The 12,323-nt window shown below is 32.1% G+C and carries 14 protein-coding genes; 12 read left to right on the top strand and 2 right to left on the bottom strand.

What is annotated here, in order from left to right; all coding sequences use genetic code 11:
- Positions 1–72 precede the first annotated feature (72 nt).
- The 8 genes from prmC to upp all read left to right on the top strand — a co-directional run bounded on the left by prmC (position 73) and on the right by upp (position 6,107).
- Positions 73–927: a peptide chain release factor N(5)-glutamine methyltransferase gene (prmC, locus tag LGK97_RS05405; protein ID WP_226258728.1), complete on the top strand. Its 855-nt coding sequence runs from the start codon at positions 73–75 to the stop codon at positions 925–927.
- 170 nt (positions 928–1,097) lie between these two features.
- A complete protein-coding gene (gene prfA / locus LGK97_RS05400; protein WP_226258727.1) occupies positions 1,098–2,174 on the top strand; it encodes a peptide chain release factor 1 in 1,077 nt (358 codons plus the stop codon).
- 45 nt (positions 2,175–2,219) lie between these two features.
- A complete protein-coding gene (locus LGK97_RS05395) occupies positions 2,220–2,822 on the top strand; it encodes a hypothetical protein (protein ID WP_226258726.1) in 603 nt (200 codons plus the stop codon).
- A gap of 60 nt (positions 2,823–2,882) precedes the next feature.
- Positions 2,883–3,611 (top strand): ZIP family metal transporter, encoded by a 729-nt coding sequence (locus LGK97_RS05390; RefSeq protein WP_226258725.1) that lies wholly within the window; start codon positions 2,883–2,885, stop codon positions 3,609–3,611.
- A gap of 11 nt (positions 3,612–3,622) precedes the next feature.
- Positions 3,623–4,669, top strand: coding sequence for an L-threonylcarbamoyladenylate synthase (locus LGK97_RS05385; protein ID WP_226258724.1), 1,047 nt, complete (start codon positions 3,623–3,625; stop codon positions 4,667–4,669).
- A 54-nt stretch (positions 4,670–4,723) separates the two neighbouring features.
- Positions 4,724–4,921, top strand: a complete 198-nt coding sequence (locus LGK97_RS05380) for a hypothetical protein (RefSeq protein ID WP_226258723.1) — start codon at positions 4,724–4,726, stop codon at positions 4,919–4,921.
- Between the two features lie 79 nt (positions 4,922–5,000).
- The gene (gene rpiB / locus LGK97_RS05375) at positions 5,001–5,450 is read left to right on the top strand and encodes a ribose 5-phosphate isomerase B (protein WP_226258722.1); all 450 of its coding nucleotides are present in this window, start codon (positions 5,001–5,003) and stop codon (positions 5,448–5,450) included.
- Between the two features lie 27 nt (positions 5,451–5,477).
- A complete protein-coding gene (upp, locus tag LGK97_RS05370) occupies positions 5,478–6,107 on the top strand; it encodes a uracil phosphoribosyltransferase (protein ID WP_226258721.1) in 630 nt (209 codons plus the stop codon).
- 68 nt (positions 6,108–6,175) lie between these two features.
- On the opposite strand, the gene LGK97_RS05365 is transcribed toward upp, so the two are convergent.
- A complete protein-coding gene (locus LGK97_RS05365; RefSeq protein WP_226258720.1) occupies positions 6,176–6,721 on the bottom strand; it encodes an NADH peroxidase in 546 nt (181 codons plus the stop codon).
- A gap of 343 nt (positions 6,722–7,064) precedes the next feature.
- On the bottom strand, positions 7,065–7,760 hold the full coding sequence (locus LGK97_RS05360) for a Crp/Fnr family transcriptional regulator (RefSeq protein WP_226258719.1): 696 nt from the start codon (positions 7,758–7,760) through the stop codon (positions 7,065–7,067).
- A gap of 135 nt (positions 7,761–7,895) precedes the next feature.
- Between LGK97_RS05360 and LGK97_RS05355 the strand changes: the two genes are divergently transcribed.
- From LGK97_RS05355 to wecB, 4 genes are all read left to right on the top strand, one after another.
- Positions 7,896–8,624: an ATP-binding protein gene (locus tag LGK97_RS05355; RefSeq protein WP_226258718.1), complete on the top strand. Its 729-nt coding sequence runs from the start codon at positions 7,896–7,898 to the stop codon at positions 8,622–8,624.
- 196 nt (positions 8,625–8,820) lie between these two features.
- Positions 8,821–9,309: a deoxycytidylate deaminase gene (locus LGK97_RS05350; protein WP_226258717.1), complete on the top strand. Its 489-nt coding sequence runs from the start codon at positions 8,821–8,823 to the stop codon at positions 9,307–9,309.
- Between the two features lie 36 nt (positions 9,310–9,345).
- Positions 9,346–10,374 (top strand): MraY family glycosyltransferase, encoded by a 1,029-nt coding sequence (locus LGK97_RS05345; RefSeq protein ID WP_226258716.1) that lies wholly within the window; start codon positions 9,346–9,348, stop codon positions 10,372–10,374.
- Between the two features lie 86 nt (positions 10,375–10,460).
- Entirely contained in the window at positions 10,461–11,597 is a 1,137-nt protein-coding gene (gene wecB, locus LGK97_RS05340; RefSeq protein ID WP_226258715.1) for a non-hydrolyzing UDP-N-acetylglucosamine 2-epimerase, read from the top strand.
- Positions 11,598–12,323: the final 726 nt, after the last annotated feature.

Genomic DNA, 12,323 nt, shown 5'->3' with positions numbered 1-12,323 from the left:
AATACAAGAACATTGTTACCATGAAGGTATATATATTAATAAAGTGGTAATCGTGGAGAGAGGTGAAAGACTATGAATATAGGAGAAATACTTCTTGAGGCATATGAAGTTTTAAAAAAGATTCAAATTGAAAGTTATTTATTAGATTCACAACTTTTGCTTAGTAAGGTTTTAAATAAGGATAAATTGTTCATAATGCTTAATAGAGATTTTAACCTTAGTCAAAATCAACAAGAGGAGTTTTTTAGTCTAATCAAGCTTAGAGAAAATAAGATGCCTATAAAATATATCCTTGGTGAATGTGAATTTATGGGTATAAGTTTCATAGTAAAGCCTGGAGTGTTAATACCAAGACCGGATACTGAGATTTTAGTTGAAGAAGTCATTAAACATATAAAAGAAAATGCTTATACTAAAGTGTGCGATGTTTGTTGTGGAAGTGGAGCTATTGGCATAGCTATAGCTGAATTTAATAAAGATGCAAATGTAATGATGTATGATATATCATATGATGCGTTGGCTGTGTCAAAACTTAATATAGAAAGACATGGCTTATCTAAAAGGGTTCAGGTAGAACACAGTGATTTGCTGCAAGTAGCAATTAGTCAAAATAAGAAGTTTCAGGTGATAGTGTCAAATCCTCCGTATATAAGAGAAGATGTTGTACCTACTTTAATGGATGATGTAAAGAATTATGAACCGCACATAGCGCTAAGTGGAGGTAGAGATGGCCTAGACTTTTACAGAAGAATTACGAAGGAAAGCTTACTATTGCTTGAGGAAGGCGGACTTTTAGCTTTTGAAATAGGATATGATCAAAGAGAAGAGGTTACGAATATTCTTTTTAAAGCAGGATTTAAGAATATTGAATGTATCAAAGATCTATCTGGGAATGATAGAGTTATAAAAGGAACCTTAGTAGAATAAGGTGTTTTAGTAAGCTAAATCATCATCTGTGATGTTGTTAAAAGGCCAGGTGAATTAGGATATTAAAGGGATATTAAAGTATAGAAATACAGTTATACGCAATTTGTATATTGAATATAACTGTGATATAATATAGAGATGTGAAAATATATATACGGAGTGATAAAAAAATGTTAGATAGGCTTGAATTTACAGAAAATAAATATGATGAACTTACTATAAAAATTAGCGATGCTTCAGTTATTGCTAACCAAAAAGAATGGCAAAAGTTATGTAAAGAACATGCAGAGCTAGAGATACTTGTGACAAAATATAAAATATATAAAAAAGCTAAACAAGATTTAGAGACAAATAAAGAAATGCTCAAAGAAGAATCCGATAAAGATATGAAAGATATGATTCAAGAGGAAATTAAGGAAAACATTCAAATTAAAGAAGCTATGCAGGAAGAGTTAAGAATCTTACTTTTACCTAAAGACCCAAATGATGATAAAAATGTATTTATTGAAATCAGAGGGGGCGCAGGTGGAGACGAGGCGGCACTATTTGCAGCAAATTTATTTAGAATGTATACAAGGTATGCAGAACGTAATAGATGGAAAGTTGAAGTTATGAGTGCAAACGAAACTGATATCGGCGGATTTAAAGAAGTGGTATTTATGATAAAAGGCGAATCTACCTATAGTAAATTCAAATACGAAAGTGGAGTGCATAGAGTCCAAAGAGTTCCAGACACAGAATCAAGTGGAAGAATTCATACATCTACAGCTACCGTAGCAGTTTTGCCAGAGGTTGAAGATGTAGATATAGAAATTGGTGCTAACGATTTAAGAATAGATGTGTTTAGAGCGTCTGGTAATGGAGGGCAGTGTGTTAACACCACGGACTCTGCAGTTAGAATGACCCATATTCCTACAGGACTTGTGGTTTCTTGTCAAGATGAAAAATCTCAGCTAAAAAATAAAGAAAAAGCTCTAAAAATATTAAAAGCTAGATTGTTTGATAAAGCTGAAGCTGAAAGATCTGCAGGGATAGCTGAAGACAGGAAGAGTCAAGTTGGTACAGGAGATAGAAGCGAAAGAATAAGAACTTATAACTACCCTCAAGGAAGAGTAACAGACCATAGAATAGGGTTAACACTCTATAGACTTGAATCTTTTCTTGATGGAGACATAGATGAAATGATAAATACATTAATAACCGCTGATCAAGCAGAAAAAATGAAAGCTATGGGAGACAATAATTAAGAATTAGTTTATGAAGAATGTATTATTATAAGTGAAGGTGAAATTATGAATATAAATAAAGCCATTAGAAAGCAAAAAAAAACTTATAAACGTTTTATGCTATCAATGAGCTTTATTTTTGTTTTATTACCAGTTATACTAATAATGTCAAAGATTACAAGTATATTCTTTGCAATATATTTATGTTGCATGGAGCTGCTCATTGGTTTTGTTGTGATTCATAGAATTGATGAAGAATACATTGACTTTAAACGAGATGGATATAAGATCAGTATATGGTGTGGAATTTTAAAGGCTAAATTTATTATAACATGCAAAAAGGTTGCCTTAGTTCATACTGAAGGTCGAGATAGAAATCTGGAAATAATTATAATAACAAAGTCTAGATTCAGAAATAAAAGGATTAACCCTGTAGGCATAAATTTTTTGAAAAAATACCCCTATGTAGCTTATATGTATAACAGAGCTAAAATTGAAGAGCCTGAAGAAGAATATTTCTATTTCATAATTAAGAATGGTGGATTCATGAAGTATGTTTTGTTAGATGAACTATATAAATCTAGTGTTCAAGCGGTATTTTCTGATGATGCCATAGAAAGAATTAAAGAATATAGAGAATACAGCATAAACCCCCACATATATAAATAAAATTAGTATATAGAATTATAACTTTTGTAATTGTAGTTCTATAAGAGTGGGGGTATAAACTTGAGAGATAGAATTGTATTAATAGTAATATTTTCTGGTATAATAGCATTAATTGGAACTATGATAGGCGCACTTTTAGGGGTTACTATGAATAAACCTTCTAAAAAAGTTTTGGGTAGTATCATAGGATTTACATCGGGACTAATGCTTTCCATTGTAGTTTTTGAGCTTATTCCAGAAGCCACAAGTAAAACGGGATTACTTAGGACCTTGTTGTTTTTAATCATAGGAATTATTAGTGTTGTAATAATAGATGCAATAAGTAATTTCAGTAGTAATGTGAACTTTAGGTATACGAAAGTGGCGTTTATGGTTGCCATGGGCATAATGATTCATAACTTTCCTGAAGGGCTCATAATGGGATTTGGGTTTGTCAATGGTGAAGGCTTAGGGCTTAAGATGAGTGTGATAATTGCCATACATGACGTGCCTGAGGGGCTAGCGGTGGCTGCACCTCTCATGCTTTCAGGGATGAAGAATAGAAAAATTTTGTTTTATGCTTTTTTAACAGCACTACCAACTGCAATTGGTGCTTGGATAGGTATTTATGTAGGAAGTATATCTACAAATATATTAGGAAGTTCGCTAGCTTTTGCTTCAGGGGTCATGTTATACGTGATTTATGAAGAGATGATTCCGGAAGCTAAGAAGCTTTGGCCGGGAACAACAAGTACATTGGGTATGCTTTTAGGGATAATAGTTGGGTTAATAATGACTAATGTGATTTAAGAGGTGTAAAGATGAATACAAAGATTGCGATTTTAGATGAAGATAATATAGATAAAAATATAATTAGTGAGGCAGGCATTGTTATATCAGAAGGAGGATTGGTTGTTTTTCCTACGGAGACAGTGTATGGTCTTGGTGCAAATGCCTTAGATAAGCTGGCTGTAGAAAAAATTTTTAAAGCTAAGGGAAGACCGCAGGATAACCCACTTATTGTACATGTAGCTGATTTTAATATAGAACCTTTAGTTAAAGAAATACCTAACATAGCCAGAGAGATTATGAATAGATATTGGCCTGGACCAATAACACTAATTTTCAACAAGTCTGATTTAGTTCCTGAAACTACTAGTGCTGGATTAAGTACTGTAGGCATACGAATGCCTTCAAATCCTATTGCTAGAAAACTTATTGAAATGGCTAAGACCCCTATTGCAGCACCTTCAGCTAATATATCTGGAAGACCTAGTCCTACAGATGTAGAAAGTTGTATTGAAGATTTAAGTGGCAAGGTGGAGTATATTTTAGGTGGAGATAAAAGCGAAGTAGGTCTTGAGTCCACAATAGTTGACTGTACTTGTGCTCCTTTATGCATCCTAAGACCTGGGGCTATAACCATTGAAATGTTAAAAGAGGTAGATAAAGATATATATATTGATAAAAGTATAATGAGTAAACAAACAGAGGATTTTAAGCCTAAAGCACCTGGTATGAAGTATAGGCATTATGCACCAAAATCCCCTGTAAAGATTATATGCGGAGATTTAGAAAAAACAGTTGCAAAAATCAATGAAATAGTGCAAAATAATATAGGTAACAAAAAAATAGGTATTATTGCAACAGATGAAACTAAAGAACTATATCCCTATGGAACAGTTATTTCTTTAGGAAGCAGGGATCATCTAGATATTGTAGGAAGAAATCTGTTTGAGGTTTTGAGAAGTTTTGATGATATAGATGTAGATTTAATATTATCTGAAGCTTTTGATGAAAAGGGTATAGGTGTTGCTATAATGAATAGGCTTAAGAAGTCGGCAGGTTTTGATATAACTTATGTATAGGTAGATACAATTTATAACTGATATTTATTCTAAAGAATTACAAGGAGGTCAACCATGGAAGTATTGTATGTTTGTAATAATGAAATGCGAAGAACAAATATGTTAGAAGCTATTTTAAATAAAGCATATGGTACGGGTGGTATAGACTCACTTGTTAAGAATATTTCAACTTGTTTGAAAGTTTTTAATGAATTGATGAATAATATATTCTTGTTATTGGATAACATAAAGAAGATAATGGTATTTAAATAATTTATTTTAATACCAATGTCTTCTTTTTTTGTAATATAGTATTTCTTAATAAGAAAATATATCTTGGAGGTGTTTTACAATGAAAATAGCATTAGGTAGTGATCATGGTGGGTTAAACTTAAAAAAAGAGATAATTAGCCATTTAGAGAGTAAGAATATTGAAGTAACAGACTTTGGGACTCATAATGAGGCTTCTTGTGATTATCCAGATTATGCATTAAAGGTTGCAGAGGAAGTAGTAGCAAAAAACTTTGAACTAGGTATATTAATATGTGGAACAGGGATAGGAATAAGTATTGCAGCAAACAAGGTTCCAGGGATAAGGGCTGCACTATGCAGCGATACGTTTAGTGCACACTCAACTCGCGAACATAATAATGCTAACATATTAGCTTTAGGAGAGCGAGTAGTGGGCAAGGGATTAGCATTGGATATAGTAGATGCTTTTATAAACGCTGAGTTTGCAGGGGATAGACATCAAAATAGAATCGATAAGATTACTGAAATCGAAAGAAAATATTCCAAATAAATATTAAAAAGACAGGGGGAAATATAAATGAGTAAAGTAACACAGATTGCACACCCACTTATACTACATAAATTGGCACTTATAAGGGATAAGAACACAGGATCAAAGGATTTTAGAGAATTAGTTGAAGAAGTTGCGATGCTAATGGCTTATGAAGTTACACGCGATTTACAGCTTGAAGAGGTAGATATAGAAACTCCTATTTGTATTACTAAATGCAAAGTTTTAGCTGGAAAGAAAATGGCTATAGTGCCAATATTAAGAGCGGGACTTGGTATGGTTGATGGGATGTTAAAGCTTATACCAGCAGCTAAAGTTGGCCATATAGGAATGTACAGAGATGAGGAAACATTGCAACCAGTTGAATATTTCTGTAAATTACCTCAAGATATCAATGAAAGAGATATAATTGTTACAGATCCTATGCTTGCTACAGGAGGTTCTGCGATAGATGCAATTTCAGCACTTAAGAAAAGAGGAGCGAAAAATATAAGGCTTATGTGTCTTATAGTTGCACCTGAAGGAATCAAAGCTGTTATGAACGCGCACCCGGATGTAGATATATATGTGGCATCAATTGATGAAAGATTAAATGAAAAAGGATATATAGTACCAGGCCTTGGTGATGCAGGAGATAGATTATTCGGAACTAAATAGTCAGTAAAACTTAAAAAGCAACTTACAGAAATTTATCTGTAAGTTGCTTTTTTATGTTTTACTGACTTTTATTGAAAATATCTAGTAAGTAATCCTTTGAAGGCAGCACCGTGACGTGCTTCATCTTTACACATTTCATGCACTGTATCATGGATTGCATCGTAGTTGAGTTTTTTAGCTAAAGTAGCTAAATCTTTCTTACCTTGACAAGCTCCATGTTCAGCATCAACTCTCATTTCAAGATTTTTCTTAGTATCTGCTGTTACTACTTCACCAAGTAATTCAGCAAACTTTGCAGCATGATCAGCTTCTTCAAAGGCTATTCTTTTATAAGCAGCTGCAACTTCAGGGAAACCTTCTCTATCTGCCTGGCGACTCATTGCAAGATACATACCAACTTCAGTACATTCTCCAACAAAGTTAGCTCTCAATGCTTCTAGTACTTCAGGAGTAGCATCTTTAGCAACTCCAACTTTATGTTCATCTGCCCAAGACATATCATTTTCATTCTTTTCTATAAACTTATCACTTTTTGCATTGCAAACTGGACACGTATCTGGCGCAGAATCTCCTTCATAAACATATCCACAGACTGTACAAACAAATTTCTTCATATTTATTTCCCCCTCGAATTTCTTTAGGGTAGGAAGCAATATTAATTGCTAACTCCCATATTTTCTTATATTAAATAATATAATTTGCTAAATAAATAGGAAGTACAAATTTAACTTCCTTACAAGAATTATTATATCACAACGGATAATAATTATCAAGTAAAATTAAATACTTTTTAGCTAAAGGGTTTGATTGTATTCGACAATTGTACTAATCATCACCTGCGGTGCTGTAATATTAATGACTTCAGAAGGAAGTATAGATTCCTACTGAAGCTTTACGGTTAACAGGGTGGTGGTGTCCATTTATGCAATAGGTGTGAAGCTTCCTTCTGAAATGCCATTAAATCAGCATGTCTTCGATGGCCTCTAAATCCTTTATTTGGACTAAGTTTTTATTAAAGTCTATTAAACCATCATTCTTCATATTGACGAACTCCCTTGAAAGAGATGGCCTTTGTACACCAAGATGCTGTGCAAGGTCTTTTCTAGATATAGGAAGTGTGAGGTCTAGGGATTTTTGAAGTTCGTATTGAGAAAGTAAGTAGCTGGATACTTTTTCTCTTAAGGTTTCAAAAGATAGTTCTTTAATTTTTTTGTTCAGTAAAAGAATTTTACTTGATAACAGTTGCATAAAATTATTTAGTACCTTAGGATAAGAACTGCACATATCTATAATATCTTTTTTTGAAATATATAGTATAACAGAACCTTTGGAAGATACTATAGTAGCTGGATATAAATTTGTTTCTGAAAAAGCAATTGCTTCGCCAAAGGTTTTTCCTTTATTTAACTTTGCTAATGTAACGACTTTTCCACTAGCATAGTGTTTTTGAACTTCTAGTTCTCCCGCAATTATAATTCCTAAAGTATCACAGGTATCACCCTCTAGTGCAACTATGCAAGTACGGCATTCAAAACAGTTTTTACAATTATCGGAAATGGAATAGTTTACATTCATTATTAAGTTTTGAAGCTCTTCGGAAGTTAAATCTTTAAATAAGATGCAATGCCTTAAATTATCCACTAACTTATCCATGATAACACCTCTAAAATTTTAATTTGGTAACGTGAGTTACATATTATTATAAGTAATTCTAATATAATTAATATATCGAGTCAATTAAATAGTAAATTGAGGCACCTAAAAAGAAATATATTAGGAGGCGTAAATATGAAAAGAAATATTATCGAAATAGATGAAGAAAAATGCAATGGTTGTGGATTATGTATTAAGGCTTGCCATGAAGGGGCCATGGAATTGGTTGATGGTAAGGCTAAGCTTATAAGTGATGAGTATTGTGATGGACTAGGACATTGTCTACCAGAGTGCCCTACAGACGCAATTAAAATAGTTGAAAGAGATGCAGTGGATTATGATGAGGCCGCTGTTGAAGCAAAAAAAGAGCAAAATACGAAGAAACCTGATTTGCCTTGTGGATGTCCTGGAACAATGGAAAAATCTATAAAGAGAAGTACGAATTTAACGGCATCAAAGATGTCAAATAAAATAAATAGTGAGAAGAATATAACTGTTTCATCAGAATTAAACCAATGGCCAGTTCAATTGAAACTAGTAAACTCTAGTTCAGGATTTTTAAATGGGGCTGATATTTTAATTGCAGCTGATTGCACCGCTTATGCTTATGGGAATTTTCATGAAGAATTTATTAAAGGAAAAGTAACCTTGATAGGTTGCCCAAAATTGGATGACAATAATTATTACAAAGAGAAGATTGCAGAAATATTAAAAGATAACGATATTAAAAGTATTACAGTAGTTAGGATGGAAGTGCCTTGTTGCTCTGGTATTGTTAGTTCTGTAAAAGAAGCTATGCTACAATCTGGAATAATAGTTCCATATAGAGAGGTAACTATCGGTATAAATGGAGTAATAATATAATAGAACTCTACTAAAAAGAGAAATGCAGTGAATATAATCTGTATTTTTCTTTTTTTTATAATGTATGAGGTAGATTATTAAAGACTTTAAATTATCGATTATTTAGTGTAAACTAGTAGTGATTGATTATTAGATTTTAAATTGAACTTTGATTTTCTATCTATATAATTAAAATATATTTTTATGGGGTATAACAATGGCAAGGATTGACAAACATAATTATTATTTAGATATATGCGAAACCATATTAGAACGCGGCACTTGTCTACGTAGAAATTTTGCGGCTATAATAGTAAAAAACGATGAAATCATGTCCACTGGATATTCAGGAGCGCCTAGAGGTAGAAAAAATTGCTGCGATTTAGGGGTTTGTAGAAGGGAAGAGTTAAAGGTTCCAAGGGGAACGAGATATGAGCTTTGTAGATCGGTTCATGCTGAGCAAAATGCTATTATATCAGCGCGAAGACATGATATGCTAGGTGCCACTTTGTATTTAGTTGGCAAAGAGGTTAGCAGTGGCGAATTAGTTAAAAATGCATCTCCTTGCTCTTTATGCAAAAGATTTATAATTAATTCAGGAATTGAGAAAGTAATAATTAGAGATACAAAAGAGGCATATGAAACTGTATGTGTAGAGGAATGGATAGAAAATGATGATTCATTTGAAGGTGATGGAGGATATTAAATAAAAAACACTATTTTGTGAAAGAAAGGTTTTATTATGAGTAATATTTATGGTTTAGCAATAATTACAGCTTTAATTTCTATTATGATTACTCCAATAGTTAGAGTGATTGCAATAAAGGTTAATGCAATTGATATTCCCAAGGATGAAAGAAGAATACATAATAAACCTATCCCAATTATGGGTGGGCTTGCTATATATGTAGCTTTTGTTATAGGAATAATCTTATATAATGGTATTTTAACAACTTCTCAAAAGGGCATAATTCTTGGAGCCACTGTAATTGTTCTAGGTGGTATTATAGATGATGTTAAAGATTTAAGGCCTAAGTACAAGCTTTTAATACAAGTGCTGGCAGCTATATGTCTTTTACAGGCGGGTATAAAAATATCAATTGTAACCAATCCTTTTAGGGCGTTTTATCCCTATCTAAATATAGGGTGGATTTATGTTCCGGTAACAATAATATGGATTGTAGGAGTAACTAATGCCTTTAATTTAATAGACGGATTAGATGGGTTGGCTGCGGGCATAGCATTTATATCATCTGTAACTTTAATGATAGTTTCAATAAGAAATGGAAGGCTAGAAGCCGCATTTTTAACTGCAGTTCTAAGTGGAGCAATATTAGGATTTTTGCCCTATAATTTTAATCCGGCTTCCATCTTTATGGGAGATACAGGTTCGCAACTACTGGGATTCCTTTTAGCAGCCATTTCAATTGAGGGAGCTATTAAATCAGCAACGGCGTTTGTTATCGCTGTACCGATCTTAGCTTTTGGATTACCTATTTATGATACTCTTTTTGCAATGATTAGAAGGAAAGTTAACGGTAAACCAATGATGCAAGCAGATAAAGGGCATTTACACCATCGACTTTTAGATATGGGACTTAGTCAAAAACAAGCAGTTATCATTATGTATTTTATAAGTGCTGTGCTAGGTGGTTTTTCTATTATAGCCATGAGAATTAGTACTCAAAGAGCTTATTTTTTGTTGGCATTAATAATTGTTATTATAGTTTCAATAGCTTGGAAGTATGGCATTTTTGAACATGAAGAGTAGCTAAATATATAAGTATTTAGTAAATAGAAGATTATATGTGATTATATTTAAATCAAAGTAAGCTATATTAGATTAGGAGGCATCTTATGAAAAAAATCAAAGTCATTGTAGTTTTTGGTACAAGACCTGAGGCTGTAAAAATGGCACCTCTAATTAAGGAGCTGGAAAAAGTACCACAGATACAATGTATTGTATGCGTTACAGCTCAGCACAGAGAAATGCTTGATCAGGTTCTAGAAACCTTTAACATTATACCTCAGTATGATTTAAACATAATGAAAACAAAACAAAGTTTAACTAGTGTAACTTGTTCTGTACTTTCAGGCCTGGGAGAGATTTTTGAAAAGGAAGAACCGGATATGATACTGGTGCATGGAGATACAACAACAACGTTTGCCGCATCTCTAGCAGCCTTTTATAAAAAGATACATATTGGTCACGTAGAAGCAGGACTTAGAAGCTTTGACAAGTTTTCTCCATATCCTGAAGAAATTAATAGAAAATTGACTAGCTCATTGGCAGATTTACATTTTTCTCCTACTACTACATCTAAAGAAAATCTATTAAAAGAGGGAATAGAGGAGAACTCAATTTTTGTTACAGGCAATACAGTTATAGATGCCATGAAGTTTACAATTAAAGAAGATTATATTTTTGAAAACCATGAGTTAAATCAAATAGACTATGAAAGCAAAAAGGTCATAGTAGTTACTGCTCATAGAAGAGAAAATTGGGGAATTGGAATTGAAAATATATGCAATGCGATTAAAACTCTTGTTAGAGAAAACAAAGACGTAGAAGTATTATTTCTAGTACATCCAAATCCAGTAGTGAAGGATATGGTGCAGAGCAGTCTAAAAGGTGTGGATATGGTGCATATACTTGATCCTATAGATACCACTGAAATTCATAACTTAATGAAGAAATCCTATCTTATAATGACTGATTCAGGAGGGATTCAAGAAGAAGCTCCTCATTTAGGTAAACCAGTATTAGTGCTTAGAACTGTTACGGAAAGAGTTGAAGCAGAAGAAGCTGGTACAGTAAGGCTAGTTGGTACAGATGTAGACAAAATTGTATTAGAAGCTAATAAACTGCTTCATGATGTAAATGAGTATAATAACATGAGTACATCAATTAATCCTTATGGCAATGGGGATGCTTCTGTTAAAATAGTGGATGTGTTATTAAGATACTTTAATAATAATAAAATACAAAGATAAATAAAATACACTATCTAAAAATGTTATAAAAACACTTATAAAGGTTTATAATGTTGCTAAATTTAATATTAAACTCTGTTAAGGTAGGTCTGATAATTTAGAAAATAAATTTTCAGATCTATTTTTGTTCTTTTTTATGATTTAAACAATAGGAAATAAAAGTTTTGAAAGTTTTAAAAGTCATTTTTATAAATAGTAAATTGCATAGGTTAAATGTATTCTTTATCCTCATATGAGGTATTTAAAAGCCTATACGCACTAAAATATCTAAAAATGCATGTATATTTCTAGCAATAAATGATAAAGATAATGTAAATGTGTAAAGAAAAATAAAAACTTTTGCAAGAAGTCATGTACAATATTTCAATTATTTTAAAAAGACAAAATATTTAACGGGATATATAATTAATTTTAAATTTATGTAAATGTTTAATTAAATAAAATTAATACTTCAAGGTCTTTAAGGATTGTTAGAAATCAATGATTCTAGAAGTAACATTAAATTTATTGAAAGTATTTAGAAAATTGGGACAAAGATATCAATTGAATAATAATGATGTGAATTTTTTGTTAAATGTTAATACATCTTAAAACGGAGTTAGGGAGAGGAAAGGTGAGATTAACAAGATAAAACAGCCATAAATCGCCTTATATAGTGAAAATAAGAGAAATTCGAGGTTTCATTTATGAAAATTTCAGGATTATAATTGAAAATGTTAGTAAATT

Origin of the sequence: Clostridium sp. CS001 (assembly GCF_020443565.1) — a bacterium.
Taxonomy (GTDB): Bacteria; Bacillota; Clostridia; order Clostridiales; family Clostridiaceae; genus Clostridium_AD.
This window is presented reverse-complemented; position numbering and strand designations above follow the sequence as displayed.